At 72.0% G+C, this 16,518-nt stretch carries 13 protein-coding genes; 10 read left to right on the top strand and 3 right to left on the bottom strand.

Features of this window, described 5'->3' with window-relative positions; translation table 11 throughout:
• The first annotated feature begins 21 nt into the window (after positions 1-21).
• On the top strand, positions 22-771 hold the full coding sequence (locus ACZ4VL_RS21665; protein ID WP_468202268.1) for a response regulator transcription factor: 750 nt from the start codon (positions 22-24) through the stop codon (positions 769-771).
• Complete coding sequence (locus tag ACZ4VL_RS21660) at positions 768-2,252, top strand: sensor histidine kinase (RefSeq protein WP_468202265.1); 1,485 nt, start codon at positions 768-770, stop codon at positions 2,250-2,252. Before ACZ4VL_RS21665 ends, ACZ4VL_RS21660 begins: the two co-directional genes overlap by 4 nt.
• Here ACZ4VL_RS21660 and ACZ4VL_RS21655 read toward each other — a convergent pair.
• On the bottom strand, positions 2,232-3,131 hold the full coding sequence (locus ACZ4VL_RS21655; RefSeq protein WP_468202263.1) for a phosphatidylinositol-specific phospholipase C: 900 nt from the start codon (positions 3,129-3,131) through the stop codon (positions 2,232-2,234). The two genes, ACZ4VL_RS21660 and ACZ4VL_RS21655, sit on opposite strands and share 21 nt — an antisense overlap.
• 61 nt (positions 3,132-3,192) lie before the next feature.
• Positions 3,193-3,780: a TetR/AcrR family transcriptional regulator gene (locus ACZ4VL_RS21650; RefSeq protein WP_468202260.1), complete on the bottom strand. Its 588-nt coding sequence runs from the start codon at positions 3,778-3,780 to the stop codon at positions 3,193-3,195.
• Positions 3,781-3,956: 176 nt separating this feature from the next.
• On the opposite strand from ACZ4VL_RS21650, the gene ACZ4VL_RS21645 reads away from it, so the two are divergent.
• On the top strand, positions 3,957-4,760 hold the full coding sequence (locus tag ACZ4VL_RS21645; protein WP_468202258.1) for an alpha/beta fold hydrolase: 804 nt from the start codon (positions 3,957-3,959) through the stop codon (positions 4,758-4,760).
• Between the two features lie 161 nt (positions 4,761-4,921).
• Here the strand turns inward: ACZ4VL_RS21645 and ACZ4VL_RS21640 are convergent, their stop codons facing one another.
• Positions 4,922-6,736 carry a bifunctional metallophosphatase/5'-nucleotidase gene (locus ACZ4VL_RS21640; RefSeq protein WP_468202255.1) on the bottom strand — a complete coding sequence of 605 codons (1,815 nt, stop codon included), beginning with the start codon at positions 6,734-6,736 and terminating at the stop codon, positions 4,922-4,924.
• Positions 6,737-6,883: 147 nt separating this feature from the next.
• On the opposite strand from ACZ4VL_RS21640, the gene mshD reads away from it, so the two are divergent.
• The 7 genes from mshD (at position 6,884) to pstB (ending at position 16,398) form a co-directional block, all read left to right on the top strand.
• Positions 6,884-7,816 (top strand): mycothiol synthase, encoded by a 933-nt coding sequence (gene mshD / locus ACZ4VL_RS21635; RefSeq protein ID WP_468202252.1) that lies wholly within the window; start codon positions 6,884-6,886, stop codon positions 7,814-7,816.
• Between the two features lie 222 nt (positions 7,817-8,038).
• Positions 8,039-10,315 carry an RNA degradosome polyphosphate kinase gene (locus tag ACZ4VL_RS21630; protein WP_468202250.1) on the top strand — a complete coding sequence of 759 codons (2,277 nt, stop codon included), beginning with the start codon at positions 8,039-8,041 and terminating at the stop codon, positions 10,313-10,315.
• Entirely contained in the window at positions 10,296-11,261 is a 966-nt protein-coding gene (locus ACZ4VL_RS21625; RefSeq protein ID WP_468202247.1) for a CHAD domain-containing protein, read from the top strand. The genes ACZ4VL_RS21630 and ACZ4VL_RS21625 overlap by 20 nt, the downstream gene beginning before the upstream one ends.
• A gap of 998 nt (positions 11,262-12,259) precedes the next feature.
• Positions 12,260-13,396, top strand: a complete 1,137-nt coding sequence (gene pstS / locus ACZ4VL_RS21620) for a phosphate ABC transporter substrate-binding protein PstS (protein WP_468202245.1) — start codon at positions 12,260-12,262, stop codon at positions 13,394-13,396.
• Between the two features lie 124 nt (positions 13,397-13,520).
• The gene (gene pstC, locus ACZ4VL_RS21615; RefSeq protein WP_468202242.1) at positions 13,521-14,510 is read left to right on the top strand and encodes a phosphate ABC transporter permease subunit PstC; all 990 of its coding nucleotides are present in this window, start codon (positions 13,521-13,523) and stop codon (positions 14,508-14,510) included.
• Positions 14,510-15,592, top strand: a complete 1,083-nt coding sequence (pstA, locus tag ACZ4VL_RS21610) for a phosphate ABC transporter permease PstA (protein ID WP_468202239.1) — start codon at positions 14,510-14,512, stop codon at positions 15,590-15,592. The genes pstC and pstA overlap by 1 nt, the downstream gene beginning before the upstream one ends.
• A gap of 29 nt (positions 15,593-15,621) precedes the next feature.
• A complete protein-coding gene (gene pstB, locus ACZ4VL_RS21605) occupies positions 15,622-16,398 on the top strand; it encodes a phosphate ABC transporter ATP-binding protein PstB (protein ID WP_361095077.1) in 777 nt (258 codons plus the stop codon).
• The last annotated feature ends 120 nt before the right edge of the window (positions 16,399-16,518 follow it).

Genomic DNA, 16,518 nt, shown 5'->3' with positions numbered 1-16,518 from the left:
ACACCACCCCTGGGGGACCGTATGAAGCCCGCCGAAGGCGACCAGCAGCGCATCCTCGTCGTCGACGACGAGCCCGCCGTACGGGAGGCCCTGCGCCGCAGCCTCGCCTTCGAGGGGTACGCGGCGCAGACCGCCGTCGACGGGCTCGACGCCCTCGACAAGGCGGGCGCGTACGCCCCCGACCTGATCGTCCTCGACGTCCAGATGCCCCGCATGGACGGCCTGACCGCGGCCCGCCGACTGCGCGCCGGCGGGAGCACCACCCCGATCCTGATGCTCACCGCCCGCGACACCGTCGGCGACCGGGTCACCGGCCTCGACGCGGGCGCCGACGACTACCTGGTCAAGCCCTTCGAGCTGGACGAGCTCTTCGCCCGCGTCCGGGCCCTGCTGCGGCGCAGCGCGTACGCCGCCCCCGTGCCCGGACCGGCCCAGGAGCCCGGGAACCACCTCGCCTTCGGGGACCTGCGGATGGACCTCGCGACCCGCGAGGTGACCCGGGCCGCGCGCCCGGTGGAGCTGACCCGGACCGAGTTCACGCTGCTGGAGATGTTCCTGGCGCACCCGCGGCAGGTGCTCACGCGCGAGCAGATCCTCAAGACCGTGTGGGGCTTCGACTTCGAGCCCAGTTCCAACTCCCTGGACGTGTACGTGATGTACCTGCGCCGCAAGACCGAGGCCGCCGGCGAGCCCCGCCTCGTCCACACCGTACGCGGCGTCGGCTACGTCCTGCGCACGTCCGGAGCCGGTGATTCCGGAGGTTCGGAATGAGCCCGGCGGCCCGCTTCCGCGGACTGCCGCTGCGCTCCCGGCTCGCCCTGCTGGTGACGGTGGCGGTGGCGGTGGCCGTCGCGGCCGTGGCCGCGGTGTCGTGGGTGATGGTGCGCACGCAGCTGAGCGAGCAGCTGGACCGCGCGCTGGTCGCGACGAACCCGTCCGCGGAGGTCGTGCAGACCCTGCGCAACGGGATCTGCGTCAGCGCACCCGCCCGGCCGGCCCCCGAGATCGCCGGGAACCTCAACGCGACCGTGCAGATCGTCCTGCCGAACGGCGCGCACTGCTGGGTGGGCGGCCGGACCGACCTGCCGGTGGTGCCGGCCGACCGGGACGTCGCCACCGGGCAGCGGCCGAACGCGCTGCACGACGTGCGGACCGCCTCCGGGGCCCGGATGCGGGTCTACACCTTCCAGGCGCAGGCCCAGCCGGACTCGCAGGTCTTCGGGATCTCCGTGGCCAAGCCGCTGGCCGACATAGACAAACCGCTGTCCACGCTGACCTGGGTGCTGCTGCTGGTCTGCGGGGTCGGTGCGGTCGGTGCGGGCGCGGCCGGCCTGTGGGTGGCCCGGACCGGGCTGCGGCCGGTGGACGAACTGACCGGGGCGGTCGAGCACATCGCCCGTACCGAGGACCTGACCGTGCGGATCCCCGACGAGGGCGACGACGAGATCGCCCGCCTGTCGCGGTCGTTCAACTCCATGACGGCGGCCCTCGCCTCCTCCCGGGAGCGGCAGGCCCGGCTCATCGCCGACGCCGGCCACGAGCTGCGCACACCGCTGACCTCGCTGCGGACCAACATCGAGCTGCTGGCGCGCAGCGAGCAGACCGGCCGGGCCATCCCGGCCGAGGACCGGCGGGAACTGCTGGCCTCGGTCAAGGCGCAGATGACGGAGCTGGCCTCGCTGATCGGCGACCTCCAGGAGCTGTCGCGGCCGGACGCGGGACCGCCCGCCCGGCTGGAGGTCGTGGCCCTGCACGAGGTCGCCGACAGCGCCCTGTCGCGGGCCCGGCTGCGCGGCCCGGAGCTGGTCTTCGAGGCCGCGCTGGAGCCCTGGTACGTGCGGGGCGAGGCGTCGGCGCTGGAGCGGGCCGTGGTCAACGTGTTGGACAACGCGGTGAAGTTCAGCCCGCCGGGCGGGGTCGTCTCCGTCGCACTGCGGGCGGGCGGACTGACCGTACGGGACCGCGGGCCCGGTGTCCCGGCCGAGGACCTGCCGCACGTGTTCGAGCGGTTCTGGCGGTCCTCGTCGGCCCGGGCGCTGCCCGGCAGCGGGCTCGGCCTGTCCATCGTGGCCCGTACGGTGCAGCGCGCGGGCGGCACGGCCGAGCTGCGGGCCCCGCGCGACGGCGGCCCGGGCACGGAGGCGGTGCTGCGGATCCCCGGCGCGCCGACGCCACCCCCCGCGGCGGCGGCCGAGGCGGCCGAGGCAGCCGGGACGGCCGCGATGGCTGCGTCAGTTGTGTCGGATCAGTGAGGCGACCAGGCCGGAGCGGGTGTTCGGGAAGTCCATGGGGACGACGCCGAGCCCGGTCCGGCCGGCCAGCTCGGCGCCGTCGACGAAGGCGTGCACCTGCGGGTTGAGGCGGTCGGAGTTCCAGCGCGGCGGCAGGTAGGCCGAGGTGCTGGTGTGGTTCACGAAGAGCCTGCCGGGCTGCTGGACGGCCTTGCGGAAGTGGTTCTCAATCAGGCCGCGCTTGGCGAAGGGCTCCGCGTTCCAGTCGTCCTGGACGTCGAAGACGCTGCCCTCGCCGTACCGCAGGCCGGGCAGGCCGCCGTTGTCGGCGAGGAGCACGACCGCGCCGCGGGCCCGGCCGAGGGTGGGCAGGGTGTCGGCGATCCGGAACAACGGCCGCCAGCCGCGCCGGTCGAGGTAGTCGTCGAAGACGGCGCGGAAGACGGCGTCGCTCTCGGTGGAGTACTCCTGTCTCACCCGCATCAGGACCATCTCTCGGGGGTGGGCGGCGAGGAAGTCCCGGCAGGTGACGAGCACGTCACCGAACATCAGGCCCTGGTAGAAGGAGCCGTGGTGGATGGCGAACGAGCCGCCCGTCACCCGGCAGCGCACGTCGAGGTAGCGGATGCCGGAGTCGAGCTGTTCGGCGATCGAGGTGTTCTGGCAGGCGACGTAGAGCCCGCCCTGGCGGGCGCCGGAGTCGTGGGTGCCCGGGACGGTCATCCGCTGCAGGGCGGTGGAGTCGGCGAGTCCGGCCATCCAGTCCTGGGTGCCGAGCGCGCGTGCGGAGGCGGGTACGCCGCCCGCGCGTGCGGAGGCGGGTGCCCCACCCAGCGCGAGGGCCGCGCCCGCGCCCACCGCCACCGCCCCGACCAGAAACGTCCGACGATCCGCAGCCATCCCAGCCCCCTTGCCGGTCCCGTTGGTGGGACCGGATTATGGCGTGCGGGACCGGGGGTTACTACCCATCGGTAGCCGCCGGTTCGCCGAGCAGCTCCACCATGGCGCGCAGCCCCCGGGCGAGCCCCTGCCCGGTCGGCGCCCCCTCCGGGTCGGTGAGGGCCTGCACCATCACCCCGCTGAGCAGCGCGATGTGCAGCGCGCCCAGGCTGGCCACGTCCTCCTCGGAGACCTCCTCCACCGCCACCCCGCGCAGCACCGCGGCCACCATCCGCCGGTTCTTGCGCTGGCCCTCGGCGAGTACGGCGAGCAGCTCGGGCGAGGACTGCGCGTGGACGAAGGCCTCCACCGAGGCGAGCCACAGCCAGCGCATCTCGCCGAAGTCCCGGATCTTGCGGTCCCAGGTGTCGGCGTACCGCTCCTCGGCGGTGTCGCCCTGCCCGGTGAGCCGGCCGGAGCCGGCGGACCATTCGTCCATGGCGGCGAACAGCGCCTGGTTGAGCAGCGCCTCGCGGGAGCCGAAGTGGTAGCCGATCGCGGCCATGCTCACGTTCGACACCGCGGCGATGTCCCGCACCGTGGTGCGCAGATAGCCCTTCTCCTCCAGGCAGCGGCGCGCTCCGGCCAGCAGGTCCTCGCGATTTCCCATGGCGGGATCGTATCCGCGCCCCGTTTTGCGCAAGCGCGCAAAACACCCGTATTGCGCAAGCGCCCAAACGATGGCAGGCTCATGCCCGTCACCGCAGTACGAGCAGCACACGCACACGCCGCACCCGAACGTGCGGCACCCAGTACCTGCACGACGACACGGGGAGAACCGAAAGCATGCGCAACACGCTGACCATCGACGGCCGCGCTCTGTCGTACCTGGACTCCGCAGGCGCCGGGCGCCCTCTGCTCGCGCTCCACGGCGGCCTCTCCGAAGGCGCCGCCTTCAACGGCCTGGCCGCCGCACTCGCCGGCCGGTGGCGGGTCATCGCCCCCGACCAGCGGGGCCACGGCGACTCCGACCGCGCCCCGCACTACCGCACGGAAGGGTTCGTCGCCGACGCCGTCGCCCTCCTCGACCACCTCGGCCTCGACGCCCCGCTGCCCGTCCTCGGCTACTCGCTGGGCGGGATCAACGCCGCCCACCTCGCCGCAGCCCACCCCGGCCGGATCTCCGCGCTGATCAACGCCGAGTCCACCATCGAGGTCCCGCTCGCAGGAGCCCCCGAAGCCGGGCGGGCCCCCGCCGGGTTCGAGTTCCTGCACACCATGCGCTACACCGCCGCCACCCGCGAGGAACTCCTCGAAGCCGCCGGCCCGATCGGCTCGCAGTTCGTCGCCCCGGCCCTACGCCCGCTGCCCGACGGGACCGGCTGGCGGCTGCCCTTCCACCCGCAGGACGTGCTCGACGCCATCGCCGGGGTCCGCGGAGACCACTGGGACGCCTGGCTCGGCAGCCACTGCCCCGCCCTGCTGATCCACGCCACCCACAGCGCGAGCCTCCCCCAGGCCACGGCCGACGCCATGGTCGCGCGCCGCCCGGACACCGCGTACGAGGCCGTCGAAGGGGACCACTTCATCCCCTTCACCCGGCCGGACGCCTTCCACGCCGCCGTGGAGAAGTTCCTCTCCGGCCTGTGAGCCCGCCACCCGCGCCATGAGGGTGCGCGGGTACGACGGAGGGGGCGGCGGGCGCTCTCGCCCACCGCCCCCTCCGGGGAGTCATGTCCGGCCCGGCGGCCCGCCACGGGGGCCGCCGCCCACTGCCCTACTGCCGGATGTCCGCTGCCTGTTGCCCGCTGCTACTTGACGACCGTGATGCGGTCCGCCGCCGGCGGGGCGATCGGGGCCGCCGCGCTCGACTTCGCCAGCAGGACGTTGAAGGCCTCCAGGTCGGGCACGCCGACCAGCTTGTTCTTGTGCTCCTTCAGGACGGTGAAGCCGTCACCGCCGCCCGCGAGGAACTCGTTCATCACGACCCGGTAGGTCTTGGCGGGGTCGATCGCCGCGCCGTTCAGCTTCACCGAGTCCACGACGATGCGGTCCGCGCCCGACCTGGTCATGTCCAGGGTGTAGGTGAAGCCCTTCGAAACCTGCAGGATCTTCGGGTTCGCACCGTTGACCGGGCCGCTGACCTGCTGCTGCAGGGCCGTGATCAGCTGCGCGCCGGTCAGGTCCACGACGTTCAGCAGGTTGTTGAACGGCTGGACCGTGTACGACTCGCCGTACGTCACGACGCCGTCGCCCTCGTCACCGGCCGCCTTGTACGCCAGGTCGGCGCGGATGCCGCCCGGGTTCATGATGGCCAGCTGCGCGCCGCCCTTGGCCGCCGGGGCCGTGGCCTCCAGCTGCGCGTCCGCGATCAGGTCGCCGAGCGGCTTCTCCGGGGCCTCCGAGCCGCGGCCCGCGATGTCCCCCGAGATGTAGCCCATCGGACGGTTCGCGACCGGCGCGGCCAGCGCCTTCCAGCGGTCGATCAGCGCGGTCATGTCCGGGGCCTTGGGCACCTCACGGCTGACGACCTTGTTGACCGGCTTCGGCGCGAGGGCGGCCGTGCGGACGATGTCCTTGGTCTGCCGGTCGTACGTCAGCGTGGTGTCCGTGAACAGCCGGCCGTACGAGGCGGCCGAGGTGACCATGCGCGGGTTGCCCGCCGGGTCCGGGATGTTGCAGGCGTAGGCCTGGTGGGTGTGACCGGTGACCAGCGCGTCGACCTTCGGGTCCACGTTCTTCGCGATGTCCACGATCGCACCGGAGATGCCGGCACCGGCACCCGGGACGTTGCAGTCGTAGTTGTACGCGCCGTTCGCCGGCAGGCCGCCCTCGTGGATCAGGGCCACGATCGAGTTCACGCCCTGCTTGCTCAGCTCGGCGGCGTACTTGTTGATCGTCTCGACCTCGTCGCCGAACTTCAGGCCCTTGACGCCGTCGGCCGTCACGACGTCCGGGGTGCCCTCCAGGGTGACGCCGATGAAGCCGATCTTGACGTCCCCCTTCTTCCAGATCCAGGTGGGCGACATCAGCGGACGCTTGGTCTTCTCGTCCACGACGTTCGCGGCGAGGTACTTGAACTCGGAGCCGGTGAACTCCTTGCCCATCTCGAAGCAGCCCTCGACCGGGTGGCAGCCGCCGTACGCCATGCGGCGCAGCTCGGTCTTGCCCTCGTCGAACTCGTGGTTGCCGACGCTGGAGACGTCCAGCTTCAGGTTGTTCAGCGCCTCGACGGTCGGCTCGTCGTGGAAGAGACCGGACAGCATCGGGCTGCCGCCGATCATGTCGCCCGCCGCAGCGGTGATGGAGTACTCGTGACCCTTGCGGGCCTCGCGCAGGCCGGTGGCCAGGTACTCGACACCACCGGCCGGTATGGCCTTGGTGGAGCCGTCCGCCTGACGCTCGGTCACGGTGCCGGAGGAGCCCTGCGGGGGCTCCAGCGTGCCGTGGAAGTCGTTGAACGACAGCAGCTGCACGTCGACGGTGCGGCTCTTGCCCGCACCGCCGCCACTCGTGGCACCGGCCGGCAGTGCGGCGGCGACCATCGCACCGGAAGCAACCGTCGCGGCTGCTGCGACGAGGGCCAACCGGCGGGTTCTGCGGTGCCGTTGCGGCGTCGCTGACATTTTGTCCCCTTATGAAACAGCGGTAAAGCATGGAGGTCTGGCGCAGCCTACGGTCAACGCGCGTAGCACCAACAGGGGGGTGGGGTATCGAGCTGGTTAACACCCCGACACCACCGCCCGCGCCCCGGGCCGCCGTACGCTCGGAGCATGACTGACGACGCAGCAGCGGCCCTGGAGCCGGGACGCCAGATCCAGACCCTCGAAGAACTGACGGAGGAACAGGCCGATGCCGTCCTCGCCCTGATCGAGGACGCGGCCCGCACCGACGGCACCACCGCCGTCTCCGAGCAGGGCCGGCTCCAGCTGCGCGGCGGCCGCCGCGAGGGCATCCGGCACTTCCTGCTCACCGAGAAGGGACGGCTCGCCGGCTACGGCCAACTGGAGGACACCGACCCGGTGGAGGCACCCGCCGCCGAACTCGTCGTGCACCCCGCACTGCGCGGCCGCGGCCACGGCCGCGCCCTCGGCTCGGCCCTCCTCGCCGCCTCCGGCAAGCGGATCCGGGTCTGGGCGCACGGCGGCAAGTCCGCCGCCCGCCACCTCGCCCAGGTCCTCGGACTCACCCTGTTCCGCGAGCTGCGCCAGCTGCGCCGCCCGCTCGGCCCCGACTCGCCCGCACTGCCCGAGCCGGTACTGCCCGCCGGGATCACCGTGCGCACCTTCGTGCCCGGACAGGACGACGCGGCCTGGCTCGCCACCAACGCGGCCGCCTTCGCCCACCACCCCGAGCAGGGCTCGCTCACCCAGCGCGACCTCGACGACCGGATGGCGCAGCCCTGGTTCGACCCGAAGGGCTTCTTCCTCGCCGAACGGGAAGGGGAGCTCGTCGGCTTCCACTGGACGAAGGTCCACGCCGCCGAGCAGCTCGGCGAGGTCTACGTGCTCGGCGTCCTGCCCGGCGCCCAGGGCGGCGGCCTCGGCAAGGCCCTCACCGCGGTCGGCCTCCAACACCTGGCCGCCGCCGGCCTGCCCACCGCGATGCTCTACGTCGACGCCGACAACACGGCGGCCCTCGCCGTCTACGAGGGCCTCGGCTTCAGCACGCACGAGGTCGACCTGATGTATCGAACGGAGAGCTGAGCGTCACCACCCGTACGGGCCCACCGGGCGCACCGGGGCCCGTACGGGTGCATTCCGGAGCGAAGCTGACGTACTCGTGCGCGATCCGGAGCCTGGAAGCCATACGCCATTCACCAGCCCTTAAGACGCGCTTGCGACTCTCCGGACATGCGACCCCGACTCCGGCTGACCGCGGCCCCGTCCGACGCGCCCGTCCTGCCGCGTGCGCGGAACAATGGAGTCATGAGCCACCAGCCCAGCGCAGGGCCCACCGAGGTCCCCGCCCAGCACCCGTCGTCCACGTCCGCCGCGGCCCTTGCCGGCTCGTCCGCCGCGCCGGCCCGGCTCGGCTCCATCGACGCGCACCGGCCGCACGCCAACGGCCTCGAAGCCGACCTCGCGCCCGAGATCGACACCGACATGGACTCCTACGACGACACGGACGGCGCGGAGCTCCCGCCCGAGCGTTTCCTGGACCGCGAGCGCAGCTGGCTGGCCTTCAACGAGCGGGTCCTGGAGCTCGCCGAGGACCCCACCACCCCGCTCCTCGAACGCGCCAACTTCCTGGCGATCTTCGCGAGCAACCTCGACGAGTTCTTCATGGTCCGCGTCGCCGGCCTCAAGCGCCGCATCGCGACCGGGGTCGCCACCCGTTCGGCCTCCGGCCTCCAGCCCCGCGAGGTCCTCGACCTCATCTGGACCCGCTCGCGCGAGCTCATGGCCCGGCACGCCGCCTGCTACCAGCACGACATCGCCCCCGCGCTCGCCGAGGAGGGCATCCACCTCATCCGCTGGCCCGACCTCACCGAGAAGGAGCAGGCCCGCCTCTTCACCCTGTTCCGCAACCAGATCTTCCCGGTGCTGACGCCGCTGGCCGTGGACCCCGCGCACCCGTTCCCGTACATCTCCGGCCTGTCCCTGAACCTGGCCGTCGTCGTGCGCAACCCCGTCAGCGGGCACCGCCACTTCGCCCGCGTCAAGGTGCCGCCGCTGCTGTCGCGCTTCCTGGAGGCCTCCCCGCAGCGCTACGTCCCCCTGGAGGACGTGATCGCCGCGCACCTGGAGGAGCTCTTCCCCGGCATGGAGGTCCTCGCGCACCACATGTTCCGGGTGACGCGCAACGAGGACCTGGAGGTCGAGGAGGACGACGCCGAGAACCTCCTGCAGGCCCTGGAGAAGGAGCTCATGCGGCGCCGCTTCGGCCCGCCGGTCCGCCTGGAGGTGGAGGAGTCCATCGACCCCGGCGTCCTCGACCTGCTGGTCCAGGAACTGAAGATCTCCGCCGCCGAGGTCTACCCGCTGCCCGGCCCGCTCGACCTGACCGGCCTCTTCGGCATCGCCTCCCTGGACCGGCCCGAGCTGAAGTACCCCAAGTTCGTCGCCGGCACCCACCGCGACCTCGCCGAGGTCGAATCGGCCTCCGCGCCCGACATCTTCGCCGCGCTGCGCGAACGCGACGTCCTGCTGCACCACCCGTACGACTCCTTCTCCACCTCCGTACAGGCCTTCCTGGAGCAGGCGGCCGCCGACCCGCACGTCCTCGCGATCAAGCAGACGCTGTACCGCACCTCCGGTGACTCCCCCATCGTCGACGCCCTCATCGACGCCGCCGAATCCGGCAAGCAGGTCCTCGTCCTCGTCGAGATCAAGGCCCGCTTCGACGAGCAGGCCAACATCAAGTGGGCCCACAAGCTGGAGGAGGCCGGCTGCCACGTCGTCTACGGCCTCGTGGGCCTCAAGACGCACTGCAAGCTCTCCCTCGTCGTCCGCCAGGAGGGCGACACGCTGCGCCGCTACTCCCACGTCGGCACCGGCAACTACCACCCCAAGACCGCCCGCCTGTACGAGGACCTCGGCCTGCTCACCGCCGACCCGCAGGTCGGCGCGGACCTCTCCGACCTCTTCAACCGGCTGTCCGGCTACTCGCGCCGCGAGACCTACCGCCGCCTCCTCGTCGCGCCCCGCTCGCTGCGCGACGGCCTCGTCGCCCGCATCGACAAGGAGACCGCCCACCACCGGGCCGGCCGCCCCGCGTACGTGCGGCTGAAGATGAACTCCCTCGTCGACGAGGCCCTCATCGACGCCCTCTACCGGGCCTCCCGGGCCGGGGTCCCCGTCGACATCTGGGTCCGCGGCATCTGCGCCGTGCGCCCCGGGGTCCCCGGGCTCTCGGAGAACATCCGGGTCCGTTCCGTCCTCGGCCGCTTCCTGGAGCACTCCCGGGTCTTCGCCTTCGGCAACGGCGGCGAACCCGAGGTGTGGATCGGCAGCGCCGACATGATGCACCGCAACCTCGACCGCCGCATCGAGGCTCTGGTCCGGGTCACCGACCCGGCACACCGCGCGGCGCTGGACCGACTGCTGGAGACCGGCATGTCCGACTCCACCTCCTCCTGGCACCTGGGCCCGGACGGCGAATGGACCCGGCACAGCACCGACCACGAAGGCCAGCCGCTGCGGCACGTTCAGGAGATGCTCATAGACGCCCGGAGGCGCCGGCGTGGCTCTGCCAAACCATGACCTGACAGCGACCGCGAGCGGCGGGGGATCCGCGGGGGACGTGCTCGGCGCGTACCTGCGGGCCCAGGCCACCGCATTCCTGCGCGGCCTGAGGCTGCACGAGGAATGCGGGGCCGACGCCGCGGACGGCGCCGACGCGGCGCGCAGCCTGCGGGGGGCTGCGCGCCGGATCAGCGGATCCCTGGCGACCTTCCGCACGGTCACCGACTCGTCCTGGGCCGACGGGCTGCGCGGCGAACTGGCCTGGCTGGCCACGACGCTGGCCGACGAGCACGCGTACGCCGCCCGGCTGACCCGGCTGCTGGACGCGCTGCACCGGCTGTCCGGCTCGCCGGAGGTCCCCGCCCCGCCCGGCACCCCGGGCGCGCTGACCGTGGGCTCGGCGCGGGCTGCCGCCCTGCTGGAGCGGCAGCTCACCCTGGCCCGGACCCGGGCCCACTCCGCGACGCTGCACGCGCTCGGCTCGTCCCGGTTCCACGCGGTGGCCGACGCGGTGGCCGTCCTGGCCTCCGAGGTGCCGCTGGACGTGATCGCCGCCCGGGGGCGGGTCGAGGACGTCCTGGTCCCGCTGGCGGAGGTGGCGCGGACCCGGCTCGCCGCGGCCGTCGACGTACTGCCGTCCACCGCGGAGGTCCACCCGTACCTGCCCGACCACGACGGCGTCTGGCACGAGGTGGGCCGCCTCCTGCGGATCCACCGCTACGCCCGGGAGGTCCTCGGCGAGGACGTGGCCCGGCTGGCCCTGGCCGGCGAGGCCCTGGACCGGCACCTCGACGCCGCCGAGGCGGCCGCCGCGTCGGCCGCCGCCGCCCGCACCCCGCGCATCGCCCCGGCCACCGCGTACGCCCTCGGGGTGCTCCACGCCGCCCAGCGGCACGAGGTCGGGTCGGCCCGCCTCGCCTTCCACACCGTCTGGCACCCGGTCGCCACGGCCGCGGCCTCCTGACGCCGGGCCTCCTGGTCCCCTGCGACCGGGCGACCTGGCCCGCCCGCAGTCCGACGGCGCCCACTCCTGCCGGGCCCGGGCGCCGTCGGCACGACCGTCGGGTGCTCCGCCGGCATACGCGGGCGGCGGGCGCCTTCCCGGCCGCGCCGACATGCCGTTCACGGCGGTCCCGGCCGCGCCCGCCGCCGCGTACGGCTGCACGTCGTACGCCGGCCGCATCACGTCGTACGCCGGCCGCATCCGACCGGAGAGGGCTCGGCGCCGTGCACCGGCACCGTCGAGTTCCGGCCATCCGTGCCCGCCCGTTCGGGTCCCCGGCCCCGGACGGCTTGCACAGACGCCCCCGCGGCACCGCTCGCGCCCCGGAAACCGGCCCGCCCCTGGGCAGCCCGCGTGTGCAGCCCGCGCTGCCCGGAGTCCGGTGGACGTTCGGCCGCCCGGGCGAATATCGTCGAATCCGGTGTCACACCCGAATTCGAACGACCGTCGGCCCGCCCCGCGCATCAGGCTGCGCAGCCCCTGAGCCCGCTGCCGGCACGGCCGGCAGCACAGACTTCCGTCGTCGGCCGCGCCCGCGGCCGGCCCCGGCGAGACCGCATTCCGGTTCACCGGTTTCCCGCGGTTCCCGCAGTCCGGCGCCCCTCGACCCATGCCCCTCGCGATGGACGACTCCGCAGCGCACACCGCCGCCGAAGCCCCTCCCCCGCAGTCCGGCGGACGGGCCGAACCCCCCTCGCCCCGGCCGGGCACCCGCGTCCGGATGCCACCCGGGCCAGGCCGGGCCGCCCGTCGCAGGCCGCACCCGGCCGTCTGTCGAGGTTCACCCGTCGTTCACCTTCCCCCGTCGATCGCTTCACCTGTTCTGCCTAATTTCAATGGCGTACAGAGCGCGCCGCTGGCCGGATCTTGCGGTCGCGTCCCACCTGACGATGTCCTCTTCGCACGCCGCCCCGATCACCGAAAGCGGCCGGCGGCTTCTGGAAGGAACACCCCAAAAAGTGAAGCTTCAGCGCAAGAACATGCTTCGTGCCTCCGCCCTCGGCGCGCTTGTCGTGTCCGGCGCCCTGGTCCTCACGGCGTGCGGCTCGGACGACAACACCAACACCGGCGGCAACGCGAGCGGCAAGCCGTCCGTCGCGGCCGGCGACATCAAGTGCGGCGACGCGAAGGGCAAGCTGCTCGCGTCGGGCTCCTCCGCGCAGAAGAACGCCGTGGACCTCTGGGTCAAGAGCTACATGGCCGCCTGCCAGGGCGTCGAGGTGAACTACAAGTCCTCCTCCTCCGGTGAGGGCATCGTCGCCTTCAACCAGGGCACCGTCGGCTTCGCCGGCTCGGACTCCGCGCTGAAGCCCGAGCAGGCCGAGGAGTCGAAGAAGGTCTGCACCGGCGGCCAGGGCATCAACCTGCCGATGGTCGGCGGCCCGATCGCCATCGGCTTCAACGTCGCCGGCGTCGACAAGCTCACGCTCGACGCCCCCACCCTCGCGAACATCTTCAACGACAAGATCAAGAAGTGGGACGACGAGGCGATCAAGAAGCTGAACCCGGGCGTCAACCTGCCGTCCACGGCGATTCAGGCCTTCCACCGCTCCGAGGACTCCGGCACCACCGAGAACCTCGGTAAGTACCTGAAGGCCGCCGCCCCCGACGCCTGGACCTACGAGGCCTCCAAGAAGTGGCCGGCCCCCGGCGGTCAGGGTGCGTCCAACTCCTCCGGTGTCGCCTCCCAGGTGAAGACCGTCGACGGCGCGATCGGATACTTCGAGCTGTCCTACGCCAGCTCCCAGAACATCAAGACCGTCGACATCAACACCGGCGCCTCCGCCCCGGTCAAGGCCTCCGCCGACAGCGCCTCCAAGGCCATCGCCGCCGCCAAGGTCGCCGGCACCGGCTCCGACCTGGCCCTGAAGCTCGACTACGCGACCAAGGCCGAGGGCGCCTACCCGATCGTCCTGGTCACCTACGAAGTCGTCTGCGACAAGGGCAACAAGGCCGAGACCCTGCCGACCGTGAAGTCCTTCCTCGGCTACGCCGCCTCGGACGCCGGCCAGAAGCTCCTCTCCGAGAACGGCTACGCCCCGATCCCGGCCGAGATCAACACCAAGGTCCGCGAGGTCGTCAACTCGCTGTCCTGAACCCCTGAGCCCCTGGTCGGCCGGCTTCCGTCCGGACCGGCCGCCCAGGGGCCCCTCCCCCGTCACGCGGGGGATCCGGTGCACCGCCGCCAGGGGGCCTGCCCCCGTCCAGACCGGAAAGACCATGGCTTCCACCACACCCACCCAGATAGACACGCCTCCGCCTGTCTCCGCGAGCGGAAAGCCCACCGGCCGCGCCGGTGACTCGATCTTCGCCGCCCTCTCCAAGGGCTCCGGGATCCTGCTCCTGGTGATCATGGCGTCGATCGCCGCCTTCCTCACCTACCGCGCCTCGATCGCGCTGTCGAAGAACGAGGGCAACTTCCTCACCACCTTCGACTGGAACGCGTCGGCGAACCCTCCTGTCTTCGGCATCGCCGTCCTGCTCTTCGGCACCGTCGTCAGCTCGATCATCGCGATGGCCATCGCGGTTCCGATCGCCGTCGGCATCGCCCTCTTCATCTCGCACTACGCGCCGCGAAAGCTGGCCGGCCCCCTCGCCTACGTGATCGACCTGCTCGCCGCCGTGCCGTCGATCATCTACGGCATCTGGGGCGCCCTGTTCCTCGTCCCCTACCTGGGCGGCCTGAACCTCTGGCTGGACGAGTACATGGGCTGGACCTACGTCTTCGACAAGACCCAGGTCGGCGTCGCCCGCTCCCTCTTCACCGTCGGCATCCTGCTCGCGATCATGATCCTGCCGATCGTGACCAGCGTCAGCCGCGAGGTCTTCCGCCAGGTCCCGCGCATGAACGAGGAGGCCGCCCTGGCCCTCGGCGCGACCCGCTGGGAGGTCATCCGCATGTCGGTCCTGCCCTTCGGCCGCTCCGGCGTCATCTCCGCCTCCATGCTCGGCCTCGGCCGCGCGCTCGGCGAGACGATGGCCGTCGCCACCGTCCTCTCCCCGAGCTTCCTGATCTCCGGACACATCCTGAACCCGGGTGGCGGCACGTTCGCCCAGAACATCGCCGCGAAGTTCGACGAGGCCAACGAGTTCGGCCGCGACGCGCTGATCGCCTCCGGTCTCGTCCTCTTCCTGCTCACCCTGCTGGTCAACGGCGCCGCACGCATGATCATCGCGCGCCGCAAGGAGTACTCGGGGGCGAACGCCTGATGAGCCACGCAATCCAGGACCAGCGGCCCGTCCGGGCCGGCAAGCCCTCCGGCACCAGCAGCCTCACCCGGGGTGGCCTCCCCCGCTGGGCCCCCGTCGCCATCGGCGCCGCCGCGATCGCCCTCGGCTGCGGCATCGGCGTCGTCTTCGGGCTCAGCAGCAAGATCCAGTGGGGCCTGCTCGCCGCCCTCTCGTACGTCGTGATCACCTACGCCACCAGCGCGATCGTCGAGAACCGTCGCCAGGCCACGGACCGCGTGGCGACGTCCGCCGTCTGGGTCTGCTTCCTGCTCGCGGTCATCCCGCTGCTGTCGCTGATCTGGACCACGATCAGCCGCGGCATCAAAGCCCTCGACGGCGACTTCCTCAGCCACTCGATGAACGGCGTGACCAGCTTCGAGGCCGGCGGCGGCGTCTACCACGCCCTGCTCGGCACGATCGAGCAGATCGCCCTGGCCACCCTGATCGCCGCGCCGATCGGCCTGCTGACCGCCGTCTACCTGGTCGAGTACGGCAAGGGCCGGCTCGCCAAGGCCGTCACGTTCTTCGTCGACGTCATGACCGGCATCCCGTCCATCGTCGCGGGCCTGTTCATCCTGACGACCTGGAACCTGATGCTCGGCTTCGGCCCCTCCGGCTTCGCCGGCGCCATGGCCCTGTCGATCCTGATGATGCCCGTCGTGGTCCGCTCCACCGAGGAGATGCTCAAGCTCGTCCCGAACGAGCTGCGCGAGGCCGCCCTCGCCCTCGGTGTGCCGAAGTGGCGCGTGATCCTCAAGGTGGTCCTCCCCACCGCCATCGGCGGCATCGCCACCGGCCTGATGCTGGCCGTCGCCCGCATCGCCGGCGAGACCGCCCCGATCATGCTGCTGGTCTTCGGCTCCCAGCTGATCAACGGCAACCCCTTCGAAGGCGCCCAGTCCTCGCTCCCCCTCTACATCTGGGAGCAGTACAAGGTCGGCAGTGACGCCTCCTACGACCGGGCATGGGCCGCAGCGCTCGTCCTGATCGCCTTCGTCATGATCCTCAATCTGGTGGCCCGCGGCATCGCCCGCTGGAAGGCCCCGAAGACCGGTCGCTGACGCGACTGCATGAAAGCGAAGTGACCCTCATGGCCAAGCGAATCGACGTCAGCGGTCTGTCCGCCTTCTACGGCGCCCACAAGGCCATCGACGACATCTCGATGACCGTCGAGCCCCGCTCCGTGACCGCCTTCATCGGCCCGTCCGGCTGCGGCAAGTCCACCTTCCTGCGCACCCTCAACCGCATGCACGAGGTCACCCCCGGCGGCCGCGTCGAGGGCAAGGTGCTCCTGGACGACGAGAACCTGTACGGCCCCGGCGTGGACCCGGTCGCGGTCCGCCGCACGGTCGGCATGGTCTTCCAGCGCCCGAACCCCTTCCCCACCATGTCGATCTTCGACAACGTGGCGGCGGGCCTGCGCCTGAACGGCAAGCACAAGAAGTCGGACCTCGGGAACATCGTCGAGCGCTCCCTCAAGGGCGCCAACCTGTGGAACGAGGTCAAGGACCGCCTGAACAAGCCGGGCTCCGGCCTCTCCGGCGGCCAGCAGCAGCGCCTGTGCATCGCCCGCGCCATCGCGGTCGAGCCCGAGGTCCTGCTGATGGACGAGCCCTGCTCGGCCCTCGACCCGATCTCCACCCTCGCGATCGAGGACCTGATCGGCGAGCTGAAGGAGCGCTTCACGATCGTCATCGTGACGCACAACATGCAGCAGGCCGCCCGTGTCTCGGACCGCACCGCGTTCTTCAACCTCGCGGCGGTCGGCCAGCCCGGCAAGCTCATCGAGATCGACGACACGGACCGCATCTTCTCCAACCCGTCCGTCCAGGCGACCGAGGACTACATCTCGGGCCGCTTCGGCTGATCCACAGACCGCGGCTCTGCCGCACAGACGTCCTGCGGTGCTGCATGGCGGTGCCACCGCAAGGCGAAGGGCCGGCTCCCCCTGGGTGGGGGGAGCCGGCCCGATCTCTTTCCCGCCGCG

The organism is Streptomyces sp. NPDC029014, from assembly GCF_055564695.1.
Note: the sequence above shows the minus strand (reverse complement) of the source record. Positions and strands in the feature narration are given on the sequence as shown.

Excerpts from the sequence above, each read along its gene's own strand:
- ACZ4VL_RS21650 (WP_468202260.1), bottom strand. The coding sequence starts at position 3,780 with ATGGGAAATCGCGAGGACCTGCTGGCCGGAGCGCGCCGCTGCCTGGAG.
- ACZ4VL_RS21660 (WP_468202265.1), top strand. The coding sequence starts at position 768 with ATGAGCCCGGCGGCCCGCTTCCGCGGACTGCCGCTGCGCTCCCGGCTC.
- pstB (WP_361095077.1), top strand. The coding sequence starts at position 15,622 with ATGGCCAAGCGAATCGACGTCAGCGGTCTGTCCGCCTTCTACGGCGCC.
- pstA (WP_468202239.1), top strand. The coding sequence starts at position 14,510 with ATGAGCCACGCAATCCAGGACCAGCGGCCCGTCCGGGCCGGCAAGCCC.
- ACZ4VL_RS21630 (WP_468202250.1), top strand. The coding sequence starts at position 8,039 with ATGAGCCACCAGCCCAGCGCAGGGCCCACCGAGGTCCCCGCCCAGCAC.
- mshD (WP_468202252.1), top strand. The coding sequence starts at position 6,884 with ATGACTGACGACGCAGCAGCGGCCCTGGAGCCGGGACGCCAGATCCAG.
- ACZ4VL_RS21665 (WP_468202268.1), top strand. The coding sequence starts at position 22 with ATGAAGCCCGCCGAAGGCGACCAGCAGCGCATCCTCGTCGTCGACGAC.
- ACZ4VL_RS21655 (WP_468202263.1), bottom strand. The coding sequence starts at position 3,131 with ATGGCTGCGGATCGTCGGACGTTTCTGGTCGGGGCGGTGGCGGTGGGC.
- ACZ4VL_RS21645 (WP_468202258.1), top strand. The coding sequence starts at position 3,957 with ATGCGCAACACGCTGACCATCGACGGCCGCGCTCTGTCGTACCTGGAC.
- pstC (WP_468202242.1), top strand. The coding sequence starts at position 13,521 with ATGGCTTCCACCACACCCACCCAGATAGACACGCCTCCGCCTGTCTCC.
- ACZ4VL_RS21640 (WP_468202255.1), bottom strand. The coding sequence starts at position 6,736 with ATGTCAGCGACGCCGCAACGGCACCGCAGAACCCGCCGGTTGGCCCTC.